This window comes from Bradyrhizobium sediminis, from assembly GCF_018736085.1.
In the GTDB taxonomy this organism is placed as follows: domain Bacteria; phylum Pseudomonadota; class Alphaproteobacteria; order Rhizobiales; family Xanthobacteraceae; genus Bradyrhizobium; species Bradyrhizobium sediminis.
The window spans coordinates 52,780-76,719 of the sequence record NZ_CP076134.1; the positions used below are offsets into that span (position 1 = coordinate 52,780).

Annotated in this window: 24 protein-coding genes and 1 pseudogene; 18 read left to right on the forward strand and 7 right to left on the reverse strand. The window is 64.8% G+C overall.

The window, feature by feature from the left end:
- Positions 1–83 precede the first annotated feature (83 nt).
- Both KMZ29_RS00240 and KMZ29_RS00245 read left to right on the forward strand, forming a co-directional pair.
- A pseudogene (locus tag KMZ29_RS00240) lies at positions 84–546 on the forward strand (GNAT family N-acetyltransferase).
- The gene (locus KMZ29_RS00245) at positions 543–1,139 is read left to right on the forward strand and encodes a glutathione S-transferase family protein (protein WP_215621966.1); all 597 of its coding nucleotides are present in this window, start codon (positions 543–545) and stop codon (positions 1,137–1,139) included. Before KMZ29_RS00240 ends, KMZ29_RS00245 begins: the two are co-directional and overlap by 4 nt.
- 5 nt (positions 1,140–1,144) lie before the next feature.
- Here KMZ29_RS00245 and fabI read toward each other — a convergent pair whose 3' ends face one another.
- The 3 genes from fabI to fabA form a co-directional block, all read right to left on the reverse strand.
- Positions 1,145–1,945: an enoyl-ACP reductase FabI gene (gene fabI, locus KMZ29_RS00250; protein WP_215621967.1), complete on the reverse strand. Its 801-nt coding sequence runs from the start codon at positions 1,943–1,945 to the stop codon at positions 1,145–1,147.
- Between the two features lie 132 nt (positions 1,946–2,077).
- Positions 2,078–3,301: a beta-ketoacyl-ACP synthase I gene (gene fabB / locus KMZ29_RS00255; RefSeq protein WP_215621968.1), complete on the reverse strand. Its 1,224-nt coding sequence runs from the start codon at positions 3,299–3,301 to the stop codon at positions 2,078–2,080.
- A 73-nt stretch (positions 3,302–3,374) separates the two neighbouring features.
- A complete protein-coding gene (fabA, locus tag KMZ29_RS00260; protein ID WP_215621969.1) occupies positions 3,375–3,902 on the reverse strand; it encodes a bifunctional 3-hydroxydecanoyl-ACP dehydratase/trans-2-decenoyl-ACP isomerase in 528 nt (175 codons plus the stop codon).
- A 351-nt stretch (positions 3,903–4,253) separates the two neighbouring features.
- Here fabA and irrA point away from each other — a divergent pair, with 351 nt between their 5' ends.
- Positions 4,254–4,745, forward strand: coding sequence for an iron response transcriptional regulator IrrA (irrA, locus tag KMZ29_RS00265; RefSeq protein WP_305854509.1), 492 nt, complete (start codon positions 4,254–4,256; stop codon positions 4,743–4,745).
- A gap of 117 nt (positions 4,746–4,862) precedes the next feature.
- Here the strand turns inward: irrA and KMZ29_RS00270 are convergent, their stop codons facing one another.
- Entirely contained in the window at positions 4,863–5,390 is a 528-nt protein-coding gene (locus KMZ29_RS00270) for an SH3 domain-containing protein (RefSeq protein ID WP_215621970.1), read from the reverse strand.
- Positions 5,391–5,760: 370 nt separating this feature from the next.
- On the opposite strand from KMZ29_RS00270, the gene KMZ29_RS00275 reads away from it, so the two are divergent.
- Positions 5,761–6,762: a 2-hydroxyacid dehydrogenase gene (locus KMZ29_RS00275; protein WP_215621971.1), complete on the forward strand. Its 1,002-nt coding sequence runs from the start codon at positions 5,761–5,763 to the stop codon at positions 6,760–6,762.
- A 250-nt stretch (positions 6,763–7,012) separates the two neighbouring features.
- On the opposite strand, the gene KMZ29_RS00280 is transcribed toward KMZ29_RS00275, so the two are convergent.
- A complete protein-coding gene (locus KMZ29_RS00280; protein ID WP_215624077.1) occupies positions 7,013–7,825 on the reverse strand; it encodes a HesA/MoeB/ThiF family protein in 813 nt (270 codons plus the stop codon).
- 235 nt (positions 7,826–8,060) lie between these two features.
- On the opposite strand from KMZ29_RS00280, the gene KMZ29_RS00285 reads away from it, so the two are divergent.
- The 3 genes from KMZ29_RS00285 to KMZ29_RS00295 all read left to right on the forward strand — a co-directional run bounded on the left by KMZ29_RS00285 (position 8,061) and on the right by KMZ29_RS00295 (position 10,321).
- Positions 8,061–9,428 carry a serine protease gene (locus KMZ29_RS00285; RefSeq protein WP_215621972.1) on the forward strand — a complete coding sequence of 456 codons (1,368 nt, stop codon included), beginning with the start codon at positions 8,061–8,063 and terminating at the stop codon, positions 9,426–9,428.
- A 221-nt stretch (positions 9,429–9,649) separates the two neighbouring features.
- A complete protein-coding gene (locus KMZ29_RS00290) occupies positions 9,650–9,895 on the forward strand; it encodes a hypothetical protein (protein ID WP_215621973.1) in 246 nt (81 codons plus the stop codon).
- Between the two features lie 9 nt (positions 9,896–9,904).
- Positions 9,905–10,321, forward strand: coding sequence for a hypothetical protein (locus KMZ29_RS00295; RefSeq protein ID WP_215621974.1), 417 nt, complete (start codon positions 9,905–9,907; stop codon positions 10,319–10,321).
- A gap of 30 nt (positions 10,322–10,351) precedes the next feature.
- Here KMZ29_RS00295 and ggt read toward each other — a convergent pair whose 3' ends face one another.
- The gene (ggt, locus tag KMZ29_RS00300; RefSeq protein ID WP_215621975.1) at positions 10,352–12,031 is read right to left on the reverse strand and encodes a gamma-glutamyltransferase; all 1,680 of its coding nucleotides are present in this window, start codon (positions 12,029–12,031) and stop codon (positions 10,352–10,354) included.
- Between the two features lie 106 nt (positions 12,032–12,137).
- Positions 12,138–13,019, reverse strand: coding sequence for a bifunctional DNA-formamidopyrimidine glycosylase/DNA-(apurinic or apyrimidinic site) lyase (gene mutM, locus KMZ29_RS00305; protein WP_215621976.1), 882 nt, complete (start codon positions 13,017–13,019; stop codon positions 12,138–12,140).
- 214 nt (positions 13,020–13,233) lie between these two features.
- On the opposite strand from mutM, the gene ubiE reads away from it, so the two are divergent.
- The 11 genes from ubiE to KMZ29_RS00360 all read left to right on the forward strand — a co-directional run bounded on the left by ubiE (position 13,234) and on the right by KMZ29_RS00360 (position 23,887).
- Positions 13,234–13,995, forward strand: a complete 762-nt coding sequence (ubiE, locus tag KMZ29_RS00310) for a bifunctional demethylmenaquinone methyltransferase/2-methoxy-6-polyprenyl-1,4-benzoquinol methylase UbiE (protein ID WP_215621977.1) — start codon at positions 13,234–13,236, stop codon at positions 13,993–13,995.
- Entirely contained in the window at positions 13,992–15,566 is a 1,575-nt protein-coding gene (gene ubiB / locus KMZ29_RS00315) for a 2-polyprenylphenol 6-hydroxylase (protein WP_215621978.1), read from the forward strand. Before ubiE ends, ubiB begins: the two co-directional genes overlap by 4 nt.
- Before the next feature lie 55 nt (positions 15,567–15,621).
- Positions 15,622–17,055, forward strand: a complete 1,434-nt coding sequence (gene coaBC, locus KMZ29_RS00320; RefSeq protein WP_215621979.1) for a bifunctional phosphopantothenoylcysteine decarboxylase/phosphopantothenate--cysteine ligase CoaBC — start codon at positions 15,622–15,624, stop codon at positions 17,053–17,055.
- Positions 17,052–17,510 (forward strand): dUTP diphosphatase, encoded by a 459-nt coding sequence (gene dut / locus KMZ29_RS00325; protein ID WP_215621980.1) that lies wholly within the window; start codon positions 17,052–17,054, stop codon positions 17,508–17,510. Before coaBC ends, dut begins: the two co-directional genes overlap by 4 nt.
- A gap of 220 nt (positions 17,511–17,730) precedes the next feature.
- Positions 17,731–20,238: a sensor histidine kinase gene (locus KMZ29_RS00330; protein WP_215621981.1), complete on the forward strand. Its 2,508-nt coding sequence runs from the start codon at positions 17,731–17,733 to the stop codon at positions 20,236–20,238.
- A complete protein-coding gene (tsaE, locus tag KMZ29_RS00335) occupies positions 20,235–21,758 on the forward strand; it encodes a tRNA (adenosine(37)-N6)-threonylcarbamoyltransferase complex ATPase subunit type 1 TsaE (protein ID WP_215621982.1) in 1,524 nt (507 codons plus the stop codon). The genes KMZ29_RS00330 and tsaE overlap by 4 nt, the downstream gene beginning before the upstream one ends.
- A gap of 153 nt (positions 21,759–21,911) precedes the next feature.
- Positions 21,912–22,235, forward strand: a complete 324-nt coding sequence (locus KMZ29_RS00340; protein ID WP_215621983.1) for an ArsR/SmtB family transcription factor — start codon at positions 21,912–21,914, stop codon at positions 22,233–22,235.
- A complete protein-coding gene (locus tag KMZ29_RS00345) occupies positions 22,232–22,663 on the forward strand; it encodes an SRPBCC family protein (RefSeq protein WP_215621984.1) in 432 nt (143 codons plus the stop codon). Before KMZ29_RS00340 ends, KMZ29_RS00345 begins: the two co-directional genes overlap by 4 nt.
- 43 nt (positions 22,664–22,706) lie before the next feature.
- The gene (locus KMZ29_RS00350; RefSeq protein ID WP_215621985.1) at positions 22,707–22,916 is read left to right on the forward strand and encodes a hypothetical protein; all 210 of its coding nucleotides are present in this window, start codon (positions 22,707–22,709) and stop codon (positions 22,914–22,916) included.
- On the forward strand, positions 22,913–23,380 hold the full coding sequence (locus tag KMZ29_RS00355) for a DUF1801 domain-containing protein (protein ID WP_215621986.1): 468 nt from the start codon (positions 22,913–22,915) through the stop codon (positions 23,378–23,380). The genes KMZ29_RS00350 and KMZ29_RS00355 overlap by 4 nt, the downstream gene beginning before the upstream one ends.
- A 192-nt stretch (positions 23,381–23,572) precedes the next feature.
- Positions 23,573–23,887, forward strand: coding sequence for a PilZ domain-containing protein (locus KMZ29_RS00360; RefSeq protein WP_215621987.1), 315 nt, complete (start codon positions 23,573–23,575; stop codon positions 23,885–23,887).
- The last annotated feature ends 53 nt before the right edge of the window (positions 23,888–23,940 follow it).

Consider the following 23,940-nt stretch of genomic DNA (forward strand, 5'->3'; position numbering starts at 1 on the left):
CGGGCGCTTCTCCGCCGCAATAACTGTCATCGCCCACGAAAGCGGGCGATCCAGTATTCCAGAGCCCTAGCGGTCCAATCGAAATGCCGACGCCCACCATCCGACCCGCTCGCCCCGACGAATATGACGAGATCGGTCGCGTCTGGATGAACAGCTGGGTCTCGACCGGGCTCGCGGAAGCCAGCAATTTTCTGCTGGCGCAATTGCGCGCGCATCCCGATGGAAATCGAGAAGGGCTGGAGCCTGTTCGTCGTCGACGATGACGGTCATCTTGCGGCCATGCTGGCGCTGCATCTGCCCGACAGGTATCTCGACCAGCTATTCGTGGCGCCGGAATATCAGGGCCGGGGTCTCGGACGGAGGCTGCTCGCATTCACGCGCCAGCATCTGCCGGACGAAATCTGGCTGCGCTGCGTGCGCGAGAATGAAAAGGCGTGGCGCTGGTATGAGCGCGAGGGTTTCGTATTCGAAAAGGAAGCGGTCGAACCGATGACCGGCTTCGTGATGAAGTATTACCGATGGAAGAAAGAGGAAAACGCCAGATGATAAAGCTCTATTGGTCGCCGCGCTCGCGTTCGTTTTCCGGGATATGGCTGCTGGAGGAAAGCGGGCTGCCGTATCAGCGGGTGCTGACCGACATCACGACCGGCGCGCAGAAGTCGCCCGAATTCCTCGCCATCAACCCGATGGGCAAGGTGCCGGCGCTGCAGGACGGCGAGGCCGCGCTCGGGGAAGCCGCGGCGATCTGCGCCTATGTCGCCGACCGCTATCCCGAGACCAGGCTGGCGCCCGGCCCGGCCGATCCGCTGCGTGCGAAATACCTGCAATGGCTGTTCTTTTCGCCTGCTTGCATCGAGCCGGCGCTGATCCAGATCTTCACCAAGATCGACGTGCCGACCAGCACCGCCGCGTGGGGAAGCGCCGCGCAGGTCTTCGACGTCCTCGACGCCGCGCTCGCCAAGGGCCCCTGGATCCTCGGCGAAACCTTCTCGGCCGCGGATATCATGATCGGCTCGGGGCTGAATTTCGCGGTGCGGCTGTTCAAGATGGTGCCGTCGCGGCCGTCGTTCGACGCCTATATCGCGCGGTGCGTGGAGCGCCCGGCGTTCCAGCGTGCCGAGAAGGTCGCGGCGGGGTAAGAGCCCTATTCCGCCTTCAATTCGTCCGGCCGCGGCATCAAGACAATGTTGTAGCCGGAATCGACGTAGTGAATTTCGCCGGTGACGCCACCGGACAGATCCGATAACAAATAGAGCGCCGAGCCGCCAAGCTCATCCAGCGTCACGCCGCGGCCGAGCGGCGAATGCTTTTGCATAAAGCCAAACATCGCGCGCGCCTCGCCAATGCCGGAGCCGGCGAGCGTGCGGATCGGACCGGCGGAAATCGCGTTGACGCGGATGCCGCGTGCGCCGAAGTCGAAAGCGAGATAGCGCACGGAGGATTCCAGCGCGGCTTTCGCCACGCCCATCACGTTGTAGTTCGGCATTGCCCGCATCGAGGCGCCGAAGGTCAGCGTGATCATGCTGCCGCCGGATTCCGGCATCAGCTCGGCGGCGCGCTTGGCAATCTCGGTGAACGAAAAGCAGGAGATCAGCATGGTGCGCGAAAAATTCTCGCGGCTGGTGTCGGCGTAGCGGCCCTTCAGCTCATTCTTGTCCGAGAAGCCGATGGCGTGAACCAGAAAATCCAGCCGTCCCCATTTCGCCCGCAACGCCTCGAAGACCGAATCGACGCTGGCAATGTCCTCGACATCGCTAGGCAGCACGGTGTCGACGCCAAGCGACTGCGCCAGCGGCTTGACGCGCTTGGCTTGCGCCTCGCCCTGAAAGGTAAAGGCAAGCTCGGCGCCCTGCGCCGCCACCGCTTTGGCAATGCCCCAGGCAATCGAATGATCATTGGCGACGCCCATGATCAGCCCGCGCTTGCCCTTCATCAGGTCCTGCATCGTTTAGTGCTCCACTCACCCTCAACCGTCATCACCCGCGAAAGCGGGTGATCCAGTATTCCAGAGGCGTCGGTAGTTGAATTGAGAGGCCGCGGCGTACTGGATGCCCCGCCTGCGCGGGGCATGACAAGATTACGCATCCATCCGCTTGAACACCAGTGTGGCGTTAGTGCCGCCGAAGCCGAAGGAATTCGACAGCACGGTGCCGAGCCTGGCGTTATCGATGCGCTTGCGCACGATCGGCATGTCGGCGAACACGGGATCGAGTTCGGTGATGTTGGCGCTTTCGCAGATGAAGCCGTTTTGCATCATCAGCAGCGAATAGATCGCCTCCTGCACGCCGGTGGCGCCGAGGGAATGCCCGGTCAGCGCCTTGGTCGCCGAAATCGGCGGGCACTTGTCGCCGGTGCCGAACACCTTGCGGATCGCCTCGATCTCCGGCGGATCGCCTGCCGGCGTCGAGGTCGCGTGCGGGTTGATGTAGTCGATCCTGGTGTCGACCGTGGCCATCGCCATTCTCATGCAGCGCTCGGCGCCCTCGCCCGACGGCGCCACCATGTCGTAACCGTCCGAGGTGGCGCCATAGCCGACGATTTCGCCGTAGATTTTCGCGCCGCGCGCCTTGGCATGCTCGAATTCCTCGAGCACGACCACGCCGGCGCCGCCGGCGATCACAAAACCGTCGCGGCTGACGTCATAGGGGCGCGAAGCGGTCGCGGGCGTATCGTTGTATTTCGACGACATCGCGCCCATCGCGTCGAACAGCACCGACAGCGACCAGTCGAGTTCCTCGCAGCCGCCGGCGAAAATAATGTCCTGCTTGCCGATCTGGATGGTTTCGTAGGCGTTGCCGATGCAATGGTTCGACGTCGCGCAGGCCGACGAGATCGAATAGTTCACGCCCTTGATCTTGAACCAGGTGGCGAGCGTCGCCGACGCCGTCGACGACATTGCCTTCGGCACCGCGAACGGCCCGACCCGCTTCGGCCCCTTGGTGCGGGTGATGTCGGCGGCTTCCACGATGGTGCGCGCCGACGGTCCGCCGGAGCCCATGATGATGCCGGTGCGAATGTTGGAAACCTCCGTGGGCTCGAGGCCGGAATCCAGGATCGCCTGCTCCATCGCGACGTGATTCCACGCCGCCCCCTCGCCGAGGAAGCGCATCGCGCGGCGATCGATGACGCCGGCCGGATCGAGCGTGGGCTTACCCTGTATCTGGGAGCGGAAACCGAGCTCGGCATATTTGTCCGCGCGCGTGATTCCGGACTTCGCCTCGTGCAGGCTTGCCAGTACTTCCTGGGTGTTGTTTCCGATGGACGAGACGATGCCCATCCCCGTGATGACAACCCGCCTCATGATCGCCTCGCCTTGTCGTTTCCGTTTTGTGTGATGGCCATCGTCGAACCGAACGCCGCCCGATTCGCCGGACCTACGCTCCCGGCAATGTGGTACCCTGCTTCAAGAGCCCCACCCTCAAATCCTTGGCGCGATAGATAATCTCGCCATCAGCCGAAAGCCAGCCGTCGGCGATGCCCAGCCAGAGCTTTAGGCGCATCACGCGCTTGATGTCGACGTTGTACACAATCTTGCGGACGTTCGGCATCACCTGGCCGGAAAACTTCAGCTCGCTGAGGCCCAATGCCCGGCCCCGCCCCTCGCCGCCGGTCCAGCCGAGATAAAAGCCGACCATCTGCCAGAGGGCGTCTAGGCCCAGGCACCCCGGCATGACGGGGTCGTTCTTGAAATGGCAGGCGAAGAACCAGAGATCCGGGTTCACGTCGAGCTCGGCCCGAACGATGCCCTTGCCGTATTCCCCGCCGGTTTCGGAGATTTCGGTGATCCGATCGAACATCAGCATCGGCGGCAGCGGCAATTGGGCGTTGCCGGGGCCGAACATCTCGCCGCGGCCGCACGCCAGCAGATCCTCGTATTCGTAACTGCCGCGTCGATCCAGCATGCTGCCGAGCCTCTCTCAAAATCCCGATGGAGCGTTTCGAGCGAAATGGACCCGTTTCGCGTAGAAAGCGTGCCAATTATCGCAAATTGGCGCGAATACCGCAGGTCAGGACGGGTCCTGCGGCAACCGGCGCTCGCTTTTGCCGGAATCGCAAAGCTAAGTCCGCGCGCTCTCTATCATAGGCCCCGCTGACGGCAAAGCACCACGGCAGCGTAAATCGCCGCGTCCCCCTATCCGGTTCCCCCTTAACTCTAGGGCCGTTCTAGTTGCGAAATACTTGCATCTGAGGGATTTCCTTCTATATTCAATGACAACAGTGCTGAGATAGCGAGTGCGGTGCCTGACGTGGAAATGAGCCTCGACGCTTCGATTTTGAATGATGACGCCGTCAGTCCCGCGGCCCGCAATGCGGGCCACCAGCCGGCGCTGACCGGCTGCCCCTGGCACGACGTCAATGAAATGCTGCAGGCCGCCGGGCTCCGCCCGACCCGTCAGCGCATGGCGCTGGGCTGGCTGCTGTTCGGCAAGGGCGCGCGCCACCTCACCGCGGAAATGCTTTACGAGGAAGCCACCCTCGCCAAGGTCCCGGTGTCCCTCGCCACTGTCTACAACACGCTCAATCAGCTCACCGATGCCGGCTTGCTGCGCCAGGTCAGCGTCGACGGCACCAAGACCTATTTCGACACCAACGTGACGGCGCATCACCACTTCTATCTCGAAAACAACCACGAACTGGTCGACATTCCGGATCCGCATCTGGTGCTGCAGAAGATGCCGGAAGTGCCCGAAGGCTACGAGATTGCCCGCGTCGACATGGTCGTGCGGCTGCGCAAGAAGCGCTGACGCCTTACCGAGCGCACAGCGTCATTCCGGGGCGCGTCGCAGACGCGAACCCGGAATCTCGAGGTTCCGGGTTCGATGCTGCGCATCGCCCCGGAACGACAATCAAATGATTTCGCGTCACTCCACCTTCTCGTCGGCGTAGACACCCCACAACCGCTGCTGCTCGATCCAGCCGTCAAAACCGTTGCCGGTGACGCGGCACCAGCCGGCCGCGCACTTCTTGACCTGGGCGACGACGCCGGCCTGCAGGCGGGCGGCAACGGCGGAGGCCGGATCGGCGCGATCGTAGAGCGGCGCAAGTTCGTCCTTGGTCTTCATGGTGATGACGGCGGTGCGTCGGCCCGACAGCAGCGAGTGATAGACCCAGCCCTCGGCGCCCTCGGAATCCCGGACCCGGCGCCAGTTCTCGAATTCGGCGGTGATCTCCACCGGCAGGCCCGAGCGGGTGTAGACCCAGGCGACATCGTTGTCCTTGGTCGGGCCGGCCCTGACGTTCACATGATCGGATTTGAGGCTGACATAGCGCGGCAGCGGCAAGCCGCTGGTCGTGACGGCGGAATCCTTGGCCGAAAATCCGGCGCTGACCGACGCGCCGAGCAACGCGGCCGCGAGCACCACCACTGAACCAAAACGCCCCAACGCCATCAACTCGCCCCCTGCCGAGAACCCGACTCAAATTCTTCGAGCTGAAATGCCGGGAATCCCGACCCCCAAACCCCTAATACTCCGCCCCATCCGCCCCTCGGCCTTTCAACCCCGGCGCTTGCCGGGGTTCTTGTCTTGGCCCGGCCTTCTGCTAGAGAGGACGGAACGCTTGAGAACCAAGACGAGCCCGAATTTTCCGGAGGGGAAGCCAACGGGAAATATCGGGGAACCCCAAGGAATTACCGGGACCGCGCGGCAGCCGCAGTGTCGAACAACCGGGTTAATGAGGTCTGAACGGGCAAGCCTTTGACGATCCAAAAGGTTGACGATCCAAAAGGTTGGCGAGCCAAAGGCCTCATGAGAGCAGGATATGTCGGTTAAGAAAAAGCCTCTCGTTGTCGTCACGCGCAAGCTGCCGGACTCGATCGAGACCCGGATGCGCGAGCTGTTCGATGCCCGGCTCAATCTCGACGATACGGCGCTGACGCCGGAGCAGATCGCCGAGGCGGTGCGGACCGCCGACGTGCTGGTGCCCACCGTCACCGACGAGATCACCGAGGAGATTCTCAAGCAGCCCGACTGCAAGCTGCGGCTGATCGCCAATTTCGGCAACGGCGTCGACAATATCGATGTCCTTGCGGCGCATGCGCGCGGCATCACCGTGACCAACACGCCGAAGGTTTTGACCGAAGACACCGCGGACATGACCATGGCGCTGATTCTGGCGGTGCCGCGGCGGCTGGTCGAGGGCGCCTCGATCCTCACCGAGGGCAAGAACTGGCCGGGCTGGTCGCCGACCTGGATGCTCGGCCATCGCATCGGCGGCAAACGGCTCGGCATCATCGGCATGGGCCGCATCGGCCAGGCGCTGGCGCGCCGGGCGCGCGCCTTCGGCCTGCAGATCCACTATCACAACCGCCGCCCGGTTGCGCCGGTCATCGCCGACGAATTGGGCGCGACCTATTGGGAAAGCCTCGACCAGATGCTGGCGCGGATGGACATCATCTCGGTGAACTGTCCGCACACGCCGGCCACCTTTCATCTCTTGTCAGCGCGGCGGCTGAAACTGATCCGCAAGGACGCCTATATCGTCAACACCGCGCGCGGCGAGGTGATCGACGAAGACACCCTGATCAAGCTGATTGAAGCCGGCGAGATCGCCGGCGCCGGCCTCGACGTGTTCGAGAACGAGCCCGCGGTCAGTCCGAAGCTGGTGCGGCTGGCCAAGGCCGGCAAGGTGACGCTGCTGCCGCATATGGGCTCGGCGACCATCGAAGGCCGCGTCGAGATGGGCGAGAAGGTGATCATCAACATCCGGACCTTCCTCGACAATCACAAGCCGCCGGACCGGGTATTGCCGAGCATGCTGTGAGGCCTCTTACCCTCTCCTGCAATCGCGAAACACTAGTCTAATGATCTCGTGTCCTGGAGCCGGCATAGCGTCCTTCGACGGTGCACGGCAGGGCCGGACAAGAAATCGCGAAAACAACCCCATGCAAAGTAGAGAGGCCCCCGGCTCGGCAGCACTCATGCTGCGCTGCGTCCGGGGCACGAGACGAAAAATGCTCCTTCGTCACGGCCCCCCGCCCTAGCGCCGCCTCAGTTGGCAACCTCTTGCGCGCTCAGAGATCGCCGCTCAGATAGCCGCTCAAATCGGTAATGACAGGCGCATCGCCGTTGAGCGGGTTGGCGGGATCGCGCTTATAGCGCAGGGTTTCGAACCGCATGGCGCGCGCGTCCACCATCAAGAGGCGGCCGACCAGTCCCTCGCCGAAGCCGACGATCTCGCGGATCGCCTCCAGCGCCATCATCGATCCCAAGACCCCCGCGAGCGCACCCATTACGCCGGCCTCGGCGCAGGCCGGCACCGTGCCCGGCGGCGGCGGTTCGGGGAACAGGCAGCGATAGGTCGGGTTGAACTCGCCTTCGGCGTTGGTCTCGTGTGCACGAATCGTGGTCAGCGATCCGTCGAACATGCCGAGCGCCGCCGTGATCAGCGGCTTGGCGGCGAGGAAACACGCATCCGACACCAGATAGCGGGTTTCGAAATTGTCGGAACCGTCGAGCACCAGATCGTAGCTGCCGATCAGTTCCATCGCATTGTCGGCGGCAAGCCGCGTGGCGTGCGCGGCAAACCTGACATGGGGATTGAGCGCGTAGATCTGCCCGGCGGCGCTGTCGACCTTCAGCCTGCCGATATCAGGCGTGGTGTGGATGATCTGGCGCTGCAGATTGGACAGCGACACGATGTCGTCGTCGACCGCGCCGAGCGTGCCGACGCCGGCCGCAGCTAGGTACATCAGCGCGGGCGCGCCGAGACCGCCGGCCCCGATCACCAGCACGGATGCTTCCTTGAGGGCGGCCTGGCCGGGGCCGCCGACCTCCCGCAGCACGATGTGGCGGGCGTATCGTTCGAGTTCCTCGGCGCTCAGCATACTCACGTATTTCCTTCCTTTGCCGTCATTGCGAGCCAACGGGTCGGCGCGCAGCGCCGCCCGATGACAGGCTCCGCGAAGCAATCCATTGGCGCCATGCTCGGGGACCTGTGGATTGCTCCGCTCCTCGCAATGACGGCCCTTAATCTACCCCAAATTTGCTGAACCAGCGCATAGCTGTTGCCGACCAAGCAGATGTGCTTAGTTACGACTACTTCAATGGACGGGACCTGTCATGAGATCGCTGCTGACGGCAACATTGATGGTCGTGGCGATCGGGACTGCCGCGAGTGCGCAGATGACGCCGCCGTCCACCGCGGGCGCCAAGCCGAAACAGGTCACGACCGTGCCGATCCGGCCCGCGGTGCAGACCCCGGCCGATACCGCCAAAGCGATGGCGCAGGCGGAGCGGCTGGCGATCCAGTCCGACCTCGCCTGGGTCGGCGATTACAATGGTGCGATCACGGGCGAAGTCAGCGAGCGAATGGTCGCCGCCATCAAGGCCTTTCAGAAGGCCCGTGGCGGCAAGCAGACCGGCGTGCTCAATCCGCAGGAGCGCGGCATCCTCGCCGAGACCGCGAAGCGGCGGCAGGACAATGTCGGCTGGAAGATCGTCACCGATGCCGGCACCGGCGTGCGGCTTGGGGTGCCCGCGAAACTGGTGCCGCAGCAATCCAGTGACGCCAATGGCGCCAAATGGACCTCCCCCACCGGCACCGTGCAGATCCAGCTTGCGCGGAGCAAGGTAGCAAGCCCTTCCACCGCAAAGCTCGCCGAGCAGGAAAAGAAGGAGCCCGCCGGACGCAAGGTGGATTACACCGTGGTCAAGCCGGACTTCTTCGTGCTGTCGGGCATGCAGGGCCTGAAGAAATTCTACGTGCGCGGAGCGTTCAAGGGCGACGAGGTCCGCATCCTCACCATCCTGTACGACCAGGCCGTCGAAGGCACCGTGGAGCCGGTGGTGATCGCGATGTCGAGCGCCTTCAACCCGTTCCCGGCGGGCGCGCAGATCGCGGGCCCGCCGCCGCGCAAGACGGTCGAATACGGCACCGGCATCGTCGTCAGCGGCGACGGCGCCATCCTTGCCGACCGTCAGGTCACCGACAGCTGTCTCACGATCGCAATCGCCGGCCACGGCAACGCGGATCGCGTCGCCGAGGACAAGGACCGCGATCTCGCGCTGCTGCGGATCTATGGCGCGCGCGGATTGCAGCCGCTCAACCTCGCCAATGGTGCGGCGAAATCAGGCGTCGAACTGACGGGGATTGCCGATCCGCAGAATCAGGGTGGTGCGGCGGCCGTGAGCAGCGTCAAGGCCTCGATCGCACCGGCCGGCAATGGCAGCGATCTCGCGCTGTCGCCGGCGCCGGCGCTGGGCTTTTCGGGTGCCGCGGCGCTCGATACGGAAGGCAAGTTCGCCGGCATCGCGCTGTTGAAACCGGTGGTGGTGGCGGGACCGACCAATGGCGCGGCTGCGGCGCAGGCGGCGCTGGTGCCAGCCGATGTTGTGCGCGACTTTCTCAAAGCCAACGGCGTCAATGCGGCAGGCGGCTCATCGGACGCCAAGGCGGCCGTGGTGCGCGTGATCTGCGTAAGGAAGTAAGGCTTCGAGAGCCGCCCCACGCGCACGCCGTCATCATCCGCCACCGGGTCGGCGCAGCGCGCCGCACGGATTGTTGACGCAGATCAATGACAGTCCGGCCGATCGATCCGCAAATTTCCCCGCAAAAATGTACGTGATTTTATCTGAATAGAGCAATTTCACGGAATGACGATGAAGCGCCTTTTGAAGATGGCGATCGTAGCACTCGCCGCCGGGCAGGGATGACCGACGCCGGGCAACCGGTAGCCACCTGGCGCAAGGTGCTCGCTGCCATTCTCGATTTCGTGATGGTGTTTTTCGGCGGCGGCTACGCCATCGGCTATTTGACCGGCAACGTGACGTCAGAGGGCTTCAAGCTCGAAGGCCTGCCGGCGCTGGTGCTGTTGACGCTGCTGATCGTCTACTTCGTCGCCGGCAGCAAATATCTGGGCGGCACGATCTGGCAGCGCATCCTGTACAAGCACTGAGAGCGAACCATGCCTGACCTATCGCAGCAGGACTTGCTGGCCGGGCTGAAGACCAGGCTCGGCGCACTCGGCCTGTCCGTCCATGAAGATGCCAAACAGGGATTGGTCGGCGAAGCGCAACCGATCCGGTCGAAATGGTGGCTCGGCGCCCGCACCGTCACCTACCGGATGTCGTGCCGGCCGTCGGAAGCGGATCGCACGGTGCAGTTCCGCGAAGCCGTCACCGAATCGAGCTGGGGCCTGCCGCCGCCGACGGTGACCGTCGAGAAGACCAAGGTGAGCGGCTGGAAGTTGTCCGGCGAACGCAGCGACGTATCGCCGGGAGGCGGCGGCACCATCGACTACGCAAAGGTGCGCGACGCCGTCGAGCAGGCCGTCGCCGCCGCCGGCTGGACCTTCCACCTGCAAGGCGGCCGCCTGCCCTGACGGACGTCGCGGCCTGCGATCCAGCGTCGGTTACGCCAAGCCAAACCGGATCCCCGCGCGCGCCAGCCCTCCGGCAAGACCGATCGGCGTGCCGTCGGCGCGCCAGCATGCCGCGCCGGACATCGACCCGTCTTCGTGGAACTGGATCGCATTCATGCCGCCGGCCACGGTCGGCACCGCCAGCACGTCGTGTCCCATCGCCGCCAGCGCCGCGCGAACGCCGTCCGGCACGGCGGCTTCGACCTCGAGCGCATTGCCTTCGGTCCAGACCCGCGGCGCCTCGACCGCCTCCTGCAGGTTCATGCCGTGATCGATCAGGTTGAGCAGCGCCTGCATCGCGCTTGGAAAGATCTTCTTTCCGCCGGGCAGGCCCAGCGCATAGACGAGTTTGCCGTCGCGCAGCGCCATCATGGGCGACATCGAAGTGGTCACGCGCTTGCCCGGCGCCAGCGACAGCGCATGGCCGGGCCGCGGATCGTAGAGGTTCATGTAGTTGTTCGGTATCGTGCCGAGGCCGGGGATCAAGATCCTTGCGCCGAACAGATTGTTGATGGTCTGCGTGGTCGCGACCACGTTGCCCATCGAATCCGCCGCCGTCATGTGCGTGGTGTGCGCGCCTTCGAGCTGCGCCACGCCCGCGCTCCATTTCTGCGCACGGTTTGCATCGATGGCGCGGCGGCGCTCCTTCGCATAGTCCTTCGAGGTCAACCGCTCCACCGGCACGCCGACGAAATCCGGATCGCCGCTGGCGGCGGCGCGGTCGGCAAAGGCGATCTTCAGCACTTCGGCGAGCAGATGGATGGTTGCGGCGGTGCCGAAGCCTTTTCCGGCGATGTCATAGCCTTCGAGAATGTTCAGCATCTGCGCGATGTGCACGCCGGAGGCCGCCGGCGGCGGCGGACCGAGGATCTGCCAGCCGCGATAATCGGTTCGGATCGGCGCGCGCTCGACGGTCCTGTAGGACGTCAGGTCCCGGCGCGTGATGAAGCCGCCATGGGCCTCCATGTAATCGACCAGGATATCGCCGAGCGGGCCGGCATAGAGCGCCGTGTCGCCGTGGCGCGAGATGTGCGCGAGCGTCTCGGCATATTCCGATTGCACGACGCGCTCGCCGGCCTTGAGCGGCGTTCCGTTCGGCAGATAGATTGCCGAGATCGCCCTGTCCTTCAGCATCTCCCGCGCGCTGTCGGCGATGCATTCCTGCAGATAGGGCGTCGCCGCATAGCCGCGCGAGGCGTGCCTGATCGCGGGCTGCATGACGTCGGCGAGCGACATGGTGCCGAACCGGCGCAAGGTCTCGCACCAGGCCTTCAGCGAGCCCGGCACCGCGACCGCCTTCGGCCCGTTCAGGTTCTCGTCGTCGACGGTGTCGAATACGTCATGGGCCGAGCCCGGCTTCGATCGATAGGTGTCGGGACGGACGACCAGCGGAACGGTGCTCTGGCCGTCGATGAAGCGGTGGCTGCCGTCGGCAAGACGGATATGCGCCATGCCGCCGCCGATGATTCCGACCATCATCGGCTCGACCACCGTCAACGTGAACAGGGCCGCGATCGCGGCATCGATGGCGTTGCCGCCGGCAGCCAACATCTCCGCGCCCGCGGCCGAGGCCAGCGGATGATTGCTGACCACCATGCCGCGGCTGCCCGAGGCCGGCTGCTTCTGACACTCGAAGACGGTGTCGGTGCGATCGCGCCAGTTACCATTCATGCCCTTGGCTCTCCCTGATCCCTGCAATTCGTTGCGCCGGTTCGGCCAGACCATCAAAGCCTGCCAGCCCCGCTGGATTGCTTCGCTTCGCCGGGAAGCGGCTACCTCACTTCTGGCACTTCGGACACCAGAAGGTCGAACGGCCGTTCTGGGTGAAACGCCTGACGACGCCGCCGCATTTGGCGGTCTGGCATTTCTCGCCTTCGCGGTCGTAGACCTGGAACGAATGCTGGAAATAGCCGAGTTCGCCCGAGGTCTGGCGATGGTCGCGCAACGATGATCCGCCGGCCTTGATGGCCTGGTTCAGTACGCCGTGGATGGCACTCACCAGGCGCCTGGCGTGATCGGTGGGTTCGCCCTTTTTGGTCGCCAGCGTGGCGGCCAGCCTTCGCGGCGACAGCTGCGAACGATAGAGCGCCTCGCAGACATAGATGTTGCCCAACCCTGCGACCACGCGCTGGTCGAGCAATGCGGCCTTCAGGCTGGTCTTCTTGCTGGCGCAGGACTGCGCCAGCATTTTTGCGTCGAATTCATTGCCGAGCGGTTCGGGGCCGAGGCCTTTCAGCAAGGGCTCGTCGTCGAGCGCCCTGCGGGCAATGATCTTCATGTAGCCGAAGCGGCGCGGATCGTTGAAAATGATCGATGCGCCTGACGACATCTGAAACACCACATGATCATGCGTCCGGTTCTCACTGCGGGGATGGTGGAATTGGCCCGGCGCCGCATCGCCATCATCCTTGAGGACGCGGAACGAGCCCGACATGCCCAGATGCATCAAAAGCACGTCGCCCGAGCCAAGATCGGCCATCAAATATTTGGCGCGGCGGCCGAGCCCGGTCACGGTCTGGCCCTCGAGCCGCGCCACGAAATCCTTCTGGAACGGAAACCGCAGATCCTTGCGCCTGGCCTCCGCTTTCAGGATTTTTGAGCCCTCCATGACCGGCTGCAGGCCGCGGCGGACGGTCTCGACTTCGGGCAATTCAGGCATCGGGGGCGTTCACCTTGAGGACGTGACGTGATAGCGCCATTGCGGCGGGCGCGCTATGGTCCGATCCAATCAGATCCTCGTCATTGCGAGGAGCGAAGCGACGAAGCAATCCGATCTTTCTTGCCGCTGTGGATTGCTTCGCTGCGCTCGCAATGACGGGAAAAACCTTCCATGCCGGCCCCAGTACCGGCAGGACTCGCTCAGGACCGACGGCATGAACCAATCCGACCAGACCACCCATTTTGGCTTCAGGGATGTCCCCCTGGGGGACAAGCAGACGCTGGTGAACGACGTGTTTCACAGCGTGGCGCAGCGCTACGACCTGATGAACGACCTGATGTCGGCGGGCCTGCACCGGGTCTGGAAGGACCTGATGATCAACGCGCTCAATCCGCCGCGCGGGGATACGCCATTTTCGCTGCTCGACGTCGCCGGCGGCACTGGCGACATCGCCTTTCGCGCCGCCGAGGCCTCAGGCGCCGGCTTCCGGGCGACCGTCTGCGACATCAATTCGGACATGCTGGAGGTCGGCCGCACGCGCGCGGCGGCGCGCCATCTCGACGACCGGGTGTCGTTTGTCGAGGGCAATGCCGAGGCGCTGGCGTTTCCCGATCGCAGCTTCGATGCCTACACCATCGCGTTCGGCATCCGCAACGTGCCGCGGATCGATCTTGCGCTCAAGGAAGCCTATCGCGTGCTGAAACCGGGCGGGCGGTTCCTGTGCCTGGAATTCTCCACCGTCGACACGCCCGGCCTCGACCGCATCTACGATCTGTTTTCCTTCAAGGTGATACCGCCGCTCGGCCGCGCCGTGACCGGCGACGCCGAGTCCTATCAGTACCTCGTCGAATCGATTCGGAAATTCCCGAAGCCGAATGTATTCGCCGAGATGATGCGCACCGCCGGCTTTTCCCGCGCCAGCTGGCAGAGTTTTTCCGGCGGCATCGTGGCGTTGCATTCGGGCTGGCGTTTGTGATTTCTGCAATTACCCACATTGCGCGGCTGGCCCGCGCCGGTTTCGTGTTCGCGCGTGAGGGCGTGTTCGGCGTCGTCGATCCCTCGCTGGTGCCGCCGCCCGGGCAGCTCGCGCTCCGCATCGCCCGGCTGGTCGAGCGCCCCGGCGCCAAGTCCGGCCCGCGCCTGTCGCGCGCGCTGACGCGGCTCGGACCCGCCTATCTCAAGCTCGGGCAGTTTCTCGCCACCCGTCCCGACGTGGTCGGCGTCATGATGGCGCGCGACCTGGAAAGCCTGCAGGACCGGCTGCCGCCGTTTTCGCAAGCCGAAGCCGAGGCCGTGATCGCGCAGTCGCTGGAACGCCCGGTGGCGCAGGCCTTTGCGAGCTTCGGTCCGGCGGTCGCCGCCGCCTCGATCGCGCAGGTACATCGCGCTGAAGTCGAGCGCGACGGCGTGCGCACCGCGGTTGCGGTGAAGGTGCTCCGACCCAATGTCGCCGCGCGCTTCCGCCGCGACCTCGCCGATTTCTTTTTCGTCGCGCACAAGGCCGAAGCCCATTCGGCGGAAGCGCGGCGGCTGCGGCTGGTCGAGGTCATCAATACGATGTCGCGCTCGGTCGCGATGGAGATGGATCTGAGGCTGGAGGCCGCCGCCCTCTCCGAGATGGCGGAGAACACCCGCAACGATCCGGATTTTCGCGTGCCCACCGTCGACTGGGATCGTACCACGCACAATGTGCTGACGATGGAATGGATCGACGGCATCGCGCTGAGCGACCATGCGCGGCTGGAGCAATCGCAGGTCGATCTGCCCGACCTCGGGCGCAAGGTGATCCAGAGTTTCCTGCGCCATGCGCTGCGCGACGGCTTCTTTCACGCCGACATGCACCCCGGCAATCTGTTTGTCGACGATGGCGGGCGGCTGGTGGCGGTCGATTTCGGCATCATGGGCCGGCTCGGCATGAAGGAGCGGCGTTTCCTTGCCGAAATCCTGCTGGGCTTCATCACCCGCAACTATCGCCGCGTGGCGGAAGTGCATTTTGAGGCCGGCTACGTGCCGGCGCATCACTCGGTGGAGAATTTCGCGCAAGCCATCCGCGCCATCGGCGAGCCGATCCATAACCGCACCGCCGAAGAAATCTCGATGGCGAAGCTGTTGACCTTGCTGCTCGAGGTCACCGGCCTGTTCGACATGCGGACCCGCCCCGAACTGATCCTGCTGCAAAAAACCATGGTGGTGGTCGAGGGCGTGGCGCGCGGCTTCGATCCGAAACTCGACATCTGGAAGGTCGCCGATCCCGTGGTGCGGGAATGGATCGAGCGCAATCTCGGCCCGGTCGGACGCGTTCAGGGCGCGATGTCGGGCGCCGGCGAGCTTGGCCGGGTGCTGGCCGGCCTGCCGGCGATCGCCTCGCGGTCGGTCGCCGTGCTGGAGCAGCTGGAGACCATGACCCGGGAAGGCATCAGGCTGTCGCCGGAGACGATTGCGGCGATGGGCCGGACCGAGGGCCGCAAGAGCCGCTGGCGCACCCTGGCGCTGTGGATCATCGCGGGCACCTTTATCGCGATCCTGTTCGCGGTCCGGCAATTGTGATTGCATTGCATACACCAGATGATAGCATTGCTATCGTATTTTGCCGGGACTGCTCATGGCCAGCCTGACCATCCGAAAGCTCGACGAGGCCGTAAAGGTCTACCTGCGCCTGCGTTCGGCCAAAAACGGCCGCTCGGTGGAAGAGGAAGTCCGGGTAATCCTGGGTGATCTCATCAAGGGTCGGCCCCTGTCGCCCGCTGCACTCTCGCAGGCCGCTCCGCCGTCTGGGGCCCCGTCCCGCGCGCCCCGGCGCGCCGCTGATGCGACGGAGCAGGCCCGTGTCACCCTGATCATCGGTGGCGGCATCGCGGCCTACAAGGCGCTGGACCTGATCCGGCGGCTGAAGGAGCGGCATATCCACGTCCGCTGCGTCCTGACCCGCGCCGCGCAGCAGTTCGTCACGCCGCTTTCCGCCAGCGCGCTGTCGAACGAGCGCTGCTACACTGACCTGTTCGATCCGGCGAGCGAGTTCGACGCTGGCCACATTCGCCTTGCCCGTGAATGCGACCTGATCGTGGTGGCGCCGGCGACCGCCGATCTGATGGCCAAGATGGCGCAGGGCCACGCCGACGATCTCGCCAGCGCCGTCCTGCTCGCGGCCAACCGGCCCATCCTGCTGGCGCCGGCGATGAACCCGCTGATGTGGAACAACCCCGCCACCCGCCGCAATGTCGCGCAACTCGAGCGCGACGGCGTGGCCATGATCGGACCCAATGCCGGCGAGATGGCGGAAGCCAATGAGGCCGGTGTCGGCCGCATGGCGGAGCCCACGGAAATCGCCGCCGCCGCCGAACGTCTGCTGCGGCCACCGCAACCGCGGCCGCTGGCGGGCAAACGCATCCTGATTACCGCGGGCCCCACCCATGAGCCGATCGACCCGGTGCGCTACATCGCCAACCGCTCCTCCGGCAAGCAGGGTTTTGCCATTGCGGCTGCAGCACAGGCAGCAGGCGCGGATGTCATCCTGGTCTCCGGCCCGGTCGATCTCGACGATCCCCCCGGCGTCACTGTGAAGCACGTCGAGTCCGCGCGCGACATGCTGCAGCAGGTCGAAGCCTCATTGCCGGCAGATATCGCGATCTTCGCCGCCGCGGTTGCCGACTGGCGCGTCGCCAATGCGGGCGAGCAGAAGCTGAAGAAGACCGGGTCCGGCATGCCGCCGCTGCAGCTGGTGGAAAATCCCGACATCCTCGCGACGATCTCGAAGCTCGGAGACAAGCGGCCGCCGCTGGTAATCGGCTTCGCCGCCGAAACCGAACACCTGATCGACAACGCCAAGGCAAAACTCGCGCGCAAGGGTTGCGACTGGATCGTGGCCAACGACGTTTCGCCGGCAACCGGCGTGATGGGCGGCGACCGCAACACGGTGCATCTCTTGACCCGCGACGGCGTAAACATCGGCGTCGATTCCTGGCCTGTCATGACCAAGGAACAGGTCGCAACCGAACTGGTGGCGCGGATCGCCGGCACCGTGGAGAAGGTCTCGTGAGCACGCGCATCAAAGTCGAGATCCGGCAATTGCCGCACGGCGAAGGCCTGGCGTTGCCGGCCTATCAGAGCGCGCACGCCGCGGGGCTCGATTTGCTCGCGGCGGTTCCGGAAGGCGCGCCACTGGTGCTCGCCGCCGGAAAATATGCGCTGGTCCCGACCGGGCTCACCATCGCGCTGCCGCCGGGCTATGAAGCGCAGGTTCGTCCGCGCTCCGGCCTTGCCGCCAAGCATGGCGTCACGGTGTTGAACTCGCCCGGCACCATCGACGCGGATTATCGCGGCGAGATCGGCGTGCTCCTGATCAACCATGGCGACGCCCCGTTCCCGATCCGGCGCGGCGAGCGCATCGCGCAGATGGTGATTGCACCCGTGACGACGGCGGAGTTCGTTCCCGTGGCGGCGCTTTCGGCGACCGACCGCGGCACCGGCGGCTTCGGTTCGACCGGCCGCTGACGGCAAAAAGCCATTCGGGCGGCGCGACCGGGCTGAATGCAGCGGCAATTTTACGAAATCCATTTCCGTAAACGTCACCGCGGCGCATTTTTTCGCCCCGGGATTCGCGTTCACGGTCTGGACTCTTACCCGTCGAGTCCCGTTGGGGATATTGTCATTCGATTCGCGAACGGCGGGTTGAAGCGCGCCGGGCGCAAAGTCGTGCGGTTTGGGGCAAACCATGTCGGGCGTGATCGTGGCGATGCGTCGGACCCTGCTGTCGTGCACTTCACTGGCACGCAACGGCCTGATCGCCCTTGCCAGTGCGGCACTGCTGCCGATTGCGCCGGCGCGGGCGGAGGATCAAGGGCTCGCGCAGGCGATCGCGGCCTATCTCGATCTCGATCACCAGGAATTCGTGATCCTGACCACGGCCCTGGCGCTGCTCGGCTTTTCGGTGGTGGCCGCAATCCTTTTGATGCGCACGCGCGTCCGCGCGGCAAGGAACGAGGCGCGGCTGCGCTCCGACATCGGGGATCTGCAGGTGCAGGCCGACCGCCTGCGCGCGCTGCTGTTCGCGGAACCCCAGATCCTGATCTCGTGGGCGGCGGGCAACAATCGCCCGCAAATCAGCGGCGATACCTCGCTCTTGCTGGCGCAGGATTCGCCGCAGCGGATTCTGGCGTTTGGAACCTGGCTGCCGCCGGAGCCGGCGCTGCAGATGGATCACGCGGTCGACGCGCTGCGCGAGGCCGGCGAGGGTTTTCTGCTCAACCTCACCACGTCCAACGGACACGCGCTGGAGGCCATGGGCCGCGCCATCGGCGGCCAAGCCATTGTGCGGATTCGCGAACTCGGCGGAGTGCGCCGGGAACTGGCTGAAACCAACCTCCGGCTCAGGGCGCTCTCGGAGGAAACCGAGATGCTGCGAGGTTTCGCCGCCGCGGCGCCCTGGCCGATCTGGACCAAAAGCGCCAAGGGCGGTCTCAGCTACGCCAATGCCGCCTATGCGCGGGCGACAGAGACCGTCAGCGTCGCGGACGCGATCGATCGCGGCCTCGAACTGCTCGACAGCGGCGACCGCGGCGTCATGGAGCGCGCGCTGAAGGACACCGCGGCCTTTACCGCGCGGCTGCCGGTCGTGTTCGGCGGCGAACGGCGCATCTACGATGTCCATGCGATGAACGTCGGCGGCGGCTCGGCCGGCATCGCCATCGACGCCAGCGAGGCTACCGCGCTGCGCGCGGCGCTGGAGCGGATGGCGGAGGCCCATCGCCGTACCCTCGATCAATTGTCGTCCGGCGTCGCGGTATTCGACGGCCAGCGGCGGCTGGCCTTCTACAACGATTCCTATCGCCGGCTGTGGGATCTCGACCGCGTCTTTCTCGATGGCAATCCGGACGATTCGAGCGTGCTCGACCGGCTGCGCGCCGCGCGCAAGCTGCCGGAACAGCCGGATTTCCGGGCCTGGAAGGCCAGGCTGCACGAGGCCTATCGCGCGGTCGAGCCCGAAAAGGACACCTGGTACCTGCCCGATGGTCGCGCCGTCAGCGTCGTCACCACGCCCAATCCGGAGGGCGGCGTCACCTATCTGTTCGACGACGTCACCGAAAGCCTCGACCTGGCGCGCCGGTTCGACGGCCTGATCCGCGTCCAGCGCGAAACCCTCGACAATCTCGCCGAAGCCGTCGCGGTGTTCGGCAGCAATGGCCGCGCGCAATTGTTCAATCCGGCCTTCGCCAAAATGTGGAAGCTGTCGCCCGAAGCGCTGCGCGAGCAGCCGCATATCGAGACCGTGGAAGCCTGGTGCAGGCCGCTGTTCGACGATGCCGATACCTGGCGCACCATCCGCGAAGCCATCACCGCGATCGAGAACCGGGTCGAGGTGCCGCTGAAGCTGGAGCGCAACGACGGCAGCGTGCTGGACTGCATGACCATGCCGCTGCCCGACGGCGCCACCATGCTGACGTTCCAGGACATCACCGACACCGAGAACGTCGAGCGCGCGCTGCGCGAGCGCAACGAGGCGCTGGAGACCGCCGACCAGATGAAGGTCGATTTCGTCCACCACGTGTCCTACGAACTGCGCTCGCCGCTGACCACGATCATCGGCTTCGCGCACTTCCTCGCCGATCCCGCTACCGGCCCGCTGATGCCGAAGCAGGCCGAATATCTCGGCTACATCACCGCCTCGACCAACGCGCTGCTCGCCATCATCAACAACATCCTCGATCTCGCCACCATCGACGCCGGCGCGATGTCGCTCAATCTCGGTTCGGTCGACATCCGCAAGACCATCGAGGCCGCCGCCGAAGGCATCCAGGACCGGCTCGCCACCGACCGCATCGAACTCAAGGTCGACGTCGATCCCGATATCGGCAGCTTCGTCGGCGACGAGCGCCGCGTGGTGCAGGTGCTGTATAATCTCCTCGCCAATGCCGTCGGCTTCTCGCCGCAGGACGCCACCGTCGGGCTGAGCGCGCGGCGGACCGAGCGCAGCGTCGTGTTCACCGTGACCGATTCCGGCCCGGGCATTCCGCCCGACGTCAAGGACAAGGTATTCGACTGGTTCGAGAGCCATTCCCACGGCTCGCGGCATCGCGGCGCCGGCCTCGGCCTGTCGCTGGTGCGCTCCTTCGTCGAACTGCACGGCGGCAAGGTGAGCGTCGATTCGATCGTCGGCAAGGGCACGACCGTGACGTGCGACTTCCCGACCGATCAGGCCGCGCACCGTCACGCCGCGGAATGAGCGCTCCCACGACATTCGCGCTGGCGTTATCGAACGAGACGGCGACGGCGCATCTGATGGCCGACCTTGCCTTGCTGATCGGCCCCGGCGACGTCATCACGCTTTCGGGCGACCTCGGCGCCGGCAAGACCGCCGCGGCGCGCGCCATGATCCGCTATCTCGCCGGCGACGACACCATCGAGGTTCCAAGCCCGACCTTCACGCTGGCGCAGAGTTACGACCTGCCGCCGTTCCCGCTGATCCATGCCGATCTCTACCGCGTCAACGATCCCATGGAGCTGGAGGAGATCGGGCTGTCGCCTTTGCCTGAAGCCACGGTGGCGCTGATCGAATGGCCGGAACGTGCGCCGGGCGCGCTTCCACCGGACCGCATCGACATCGCGCTCAGCCATCGCCCGGCGCTGGGATCGGCCGCCCGCGCCGCTGAAATCACCGGTTACGGCAAGGCGGCCGCGCAGGTCGCAAGGCTGAAAGCGCTGCGGCAGTTCCTCGATCGCGCCGGCTATATCGATGCCAGGCGCCAGCGCATGGCCGGCGATGCCTCGACGCGTTCCTATGCGCGGCTGATCCGCGACGACGGCGTCGTGATCCTGATGAATTCGCCGCGGCGCCCGGATGGGCCCGCGATCTATGCCGGAAAATCCTATAGCGCAGCCGTGCATCTGGCCGAGGACGTCAGGCCGTTCGTCGCCATCGATGGCGGCCTGCGCGAGCGCGGCTTCTCGGCGCCGGCGATCCATCACGCCGACCTCGAGGCCGGATTCCTGATCACCGAGGATTTCGGCAGCGAAGGTGTCATCGAGGGCGATCCGCCGCGGCCGATCGCCGAGCGCTATGAGGCGGCGACCGATATGCTGGCGGCCCTGCATCGTGAGCCGTTGCCGGAGAAATTGCCGCTGGCGCAGGAATTCACCTACGCCATTCCGCTGTTCGACACCGATGCGTTGCTGGTCGAGATCGGATTGATGCTCGAATGGTACCTGCCGGATCGCGGCGCCGAGCCGAGCGACGATCTGCGCGCCGAATTCGTCACCCTATGGCGCGATCTGCTCGCAAAGCCGGCGGCGGCGCCCCGGACCTGGGTGCTGCGCGACTTTCATTCGCCCAATCTGATCTGGCTCGCCGGGCGGGAGGGCATCGCGCGGGTCGGCATCATCGATTTCCAGGACGCCGTGCTGGGACCGGCAGCCTACGATCTGGTGTCGCTGTTGCAGGACGCGCGGATCGACGTCCCCGAACAGCTCGAACTCTCGCTATTCGCGCACTACATCAAGGCGCGGCGCGCGGCGGACGAGAGCTTCGATGCGGCCCAGTTTGCCGAGCTCTACGCTATCATGTCGACACAGCGTAACACGCGGCTGCTCGGCACCTTTGCCCGGCTCAACCGGCGCGACGGCAAACCGCAATATCTGCGTCACCAGCCCCGGATATGGACCTATCTCAACCGCTCGCTGGCGCACCCCGCGCTGGCGCGGCTGAAGGAGTGGTATTCCGCCAACGTTCCCCCGCCGGTTCCTTAGACCCCGTTTGCAAAGTTGCATGGCGGAACGGCGAGCCGGCTATGCAATCTGCCGGACTCCCGGACGTTGCTCGAAGAATCCATTTTCACACTTGACCGGCTCATAACTCGATGGTTATACGTTAATCAATAACCAAAAAGTTATCGATCCCGAATGCCGAACGCTCATAATGTGCTCTTCAGAACGCTCGCCGATCCGACCCGGCGGGCTCTCTTCGAGCGATTGTGCCGCGAAGGAGAGCAGACGGTCGGAGCCCTGACGGCTCAGTCCGGGGTCTCGCAACCGGCCGTCTCAAAGCATCTCGGGGTCCTGAAGCAGGCCGGGTTGGTGCGCGACCGCCACGAAGGCCGCCAGACGCACTATAGCGCGCAGCTCGGCGCCTTGGCTCCGCTGATCGACTGGACAAGCCAAATGGCCGGCTTCTGGCAAAGCCGGTTCGATGACCTCGAAGACCTGCTCAAAAGGATGGACCAATGAGCAATACTGCGACCGAAACGCTCTCCGTCATTGTCGAACGGGAGATGCCTTTTCCGCCGGAAAAGATCTGGCGCGCGCTTACGCAACCACACCTGATCGAGGAGTGGTTGATGAAGAACGATTTCAAGCCGGGCGTGGGGCACCGCTTCAATCTTCGCGGAGACTGGGGCGGCGTGCTGGACTGCGAGGTCCTCGCCATCGAGCCGAACAGAACGCTGTCCTACACTTGGAATTTTGCGCACGACGATGCGGCCTACAATCTGACGAGCGTGGTGATCTTTACGCTCACGCCGACGCGCACGGGGACGCATCTGCGCATGCAGCAGTCGGGCTTCCGGCCGGATCAGAAGCAGGCCTTCGGCGGTGCCAAGGCGGGGTGGCAGCAGTTCTTCGCGAAGCTGGAGCAGGTCTTGGCGCGGACAGACTGAGGTCTGCCCATTGCGCGTCGTCTTTATTTCAGAGGAGGTCCCATTGAATTGGAACAATCGGATTCGGCAGGTTCACCGTTGGCTGTCGATCATATTTACGGCGACCGTCGCCGCCAACTTTATCGCCATGGCATTGGGCGAACCGCCCGCTTGGATCGTTTATTCGCCACTGCTCCCGCTGTTCTTGCTCCTGTTCACGGGTCTGTACATGTTCATGCTGCCGTATGTTGCCCAGCGAGCGACAAAATCATGAAAAAAGCGACGACAACGAAAGCGAAGACCGCCTCGAAGGAAGCAAAGGGAGATCGCTCTCCCTCCCAGCAGATCGATGCGCGGATCAAGGAATTGGATGACTGGCGGGGCGAGATGCTCGCCCGGGTTCGAAAGCTGATCAAAGATGCTGACCCGGACGTCGTTGAGGAATGGAAGTGGCGCGGCGTTCCGGTGTGGGAGCACGCCGGAATCATCTGCACCGGCGAGACCTACAAGGCTGCCGTGAAGATGACCTTCGCCAAGGGCGCTGCGTTGGAGGACCCTTCGGGCCTCTTCAACTCCAGCCTCGAAGGCAACACCAGGCGTGCCATCGATTTCCATGAGGGCGACAAGATCGACGAAAAGGCGCTGAAGGCGCTCATTCGCGCCGCCGTGGCACTGAACACGTCGGCGCGAGCGACCGCTCGCCCCGTCCGCTCTCGGAAGGAACCAAAGAGCGCTTGAGGTGCGTCGCGAAACCGGCCTCGTCCATCACGCGCCACGGCGCCCCAGTGCTCGAATCAAAGGCCGAATCGCGCGCCAACCGCTTTGTAAACAGCGCCTGGTTTACCGGTTGTTAGCCGACCCCGCCTTAGTCTGCCGACAGAGCCCTACCCTGGGAGCACGGGGTGCGGTGGCTGTTGGCGGAGCAAATCAATGGCGACAGAGCGGCGCAAGGGCGAGCGCGTCACATTCGAGCGCGGCATCCCCGCGCATATGATGGGCATCGACGGCACTTGGCGGCGCGAATGCACCATGGAAGATATTTCAGAGACCGGCGCCAAGCTCACCGTTGAGGGTTCCGTCGAGGGACTGCATCTCAAGGAGTTCTTCCTGCTGCTGTCGTCCACTGGCCTCGCCTACCGCCGTTGCGAGTTGGCCTGGGTCAATGGCGATCAAATCGGCGTCAATTTCCTCAAGACGGGCGACAAGAGAAAGAAACTTGCCCGGCGCGCGACGGCCGAAGCCTGAGCGTATCGTTGCCGCCGTCGTATCGCCGTCATGTCCGGCGACTATGGCGTCAA

What these genes read in the sequence shown, in the direction of transcription:
- KMZ29_RS00245 (WP_215621966.1), top strand. Translation starts at nt 543, where the DNA reads ATGATAAAGCTCTATTGGTCGCCGCGCTCGCGTTCGTTTTCCGGGATA.
- fabI (WP_215621967.1), bottom strand. Translation starts at nt 1,945, where the DNA reads ATGCAGGACCTGATGAAGGGCAAGCGCGGGCTGATCATGGGCGTCGCC.
- fabB (WP_215621968.1), bottom strand. Translation starts at nt 3,301, where the DNA reads ATGAGGCGGGTTGTCATCACGGGGATGGGCATCGTCTCGTCCATCGGA.
- fabA (WP_215621969.1), bottom strand. Translation starts at nt 3,902, where the DNA reads ATGCTGGATCGACGCGGCAGTTACGAATACGAGGATCTGCTGGCGTGC.
- irrA (WP_305854509.1), top strand. Translation starts at nt 4,254, where the DNA reads ATGAGCCTCGACGCTTCGATTTTGAATGATGACGCCGTCAGTCCCGCG.
- KMZ29_RS00270 (WP_215621970.1), bottom strand. Translation starts at nt 5,390, where the DNA reads ATGGCGTTGGGGCGTTTTGGTTCAGTGGTGGTGCTCGCGGCCGCGTTG.
- KMZ29_RS00275 (WP_215621971.1), top strand. Translation starts at nt 5,761, where the DNA reads ATGTCGGTTAAGAAAAAGCCTCTCGTTGTCGTCACGCGCAAGCTGCCG.
- KMZ29_RS00280 (WP_215624077.1), bottom strand. Translation starts at nt 7,825, where the DNA reads ATGCTGAGCGCCGAGGAACTCGAACGATACGCCCGCCACATCGTGCTG.
- KMZ29_RS00285 (WP_215621972.1), top strand. Translation starts at nt 8,061, where the DNA reads ATGAGATCGCTGCTGACGGCAACATTGATGGTCGTGGCGATCGGGACT.
- KMZ29_RS00290 (WP_215621973.1), top strand. Translation starts at nt 9,650, where the DNA reads ATGACCGACGCCGGGCAACCGGTAGCCACCTGGCGCAAGGTGCTCGCT.
- KMZ29_RS00295 (WP_215621974.1), top strand. Translation starts at nt 9,905, where the DNA reads ATGCCTGACCTATCGCAGCAGGACTTGCTGGCCGGGCTGAAGACCAGG.
- ggt (WP_215621975.1), bottom strand. Translation starts at nt 12,031, where the DNA reads ATGAATGGTAACTGGCGCGATCGCACCGACACCGTCTTCGAGTGTCAG.
- mutM (WP_215621976.1), bottom strand. Translation starts at nt 13,019, where the DNA reads ATGCCTGAATTGCCCGAAGTCGAGACCGTCCGCCGCGGCCTGCAGCCG.
- ubiE (WP_215621977.1), top strand. Translation starts at nt 13,234, where the DNA reads ATGAACCAATCCGACCAGACCACCCATTTTGGCTTCAGGGATGTCCCC.
- coaBC (WP_215621979.1), top strand. Translation starts at nt 15,622, where the DNA reads ATGGCCAGCCTGACCATCCGAAAGCTCGACGAGGCCGTAAAGGTCTAC.
- KMZ29_RS00330 (WP_215621981.1), top strand. Translation starts at nt 17,731, where the DNA reads ATGTCGGGCGTGATCGTGGCGATGCGTCGGACCCTGCTGTCGTGCACT.
- tsaE (WP_215621982.1), top strand. Translation starts at nt 20,235, where the DNA reads ATGAGCGCTCCCACGACATTCGCGCTGGCGTTATCGAACGAGACGGCG.
- KMZ29_RS00340 (WP_215621983.1), top strand. Translation starts at nt 21,912, where the DNA reads ATGCCGAACGCTCATAATGTGCTCTTCAGAACGCTCGCCGATCCGACC.
- KMZ29_RS00345 (WP_215621984.1), top strand. Translation starts at nt 22,232, where the DNA reads ATGAGCAATACTGCGACCGAAACGCTCTCCGTCATTGTCGAACGGGAG.
- KMZ29_RS00355 (WP_215621986.1), top strand. Translation starts at nt 22,913, where the DNA reads ATGAAAAAAGCGACGACAACGAAAGCGAAGACCGCCTCGAAGGAAGCA.
- KMZ29_RS00360 (WP_215621987.1), top strand. Translation starts at nt 23,573, where the DNA reads ATGGCGACAGAGCGGCGCAAGGGCGAGCGCGTCACATTCGAGCGCGGC.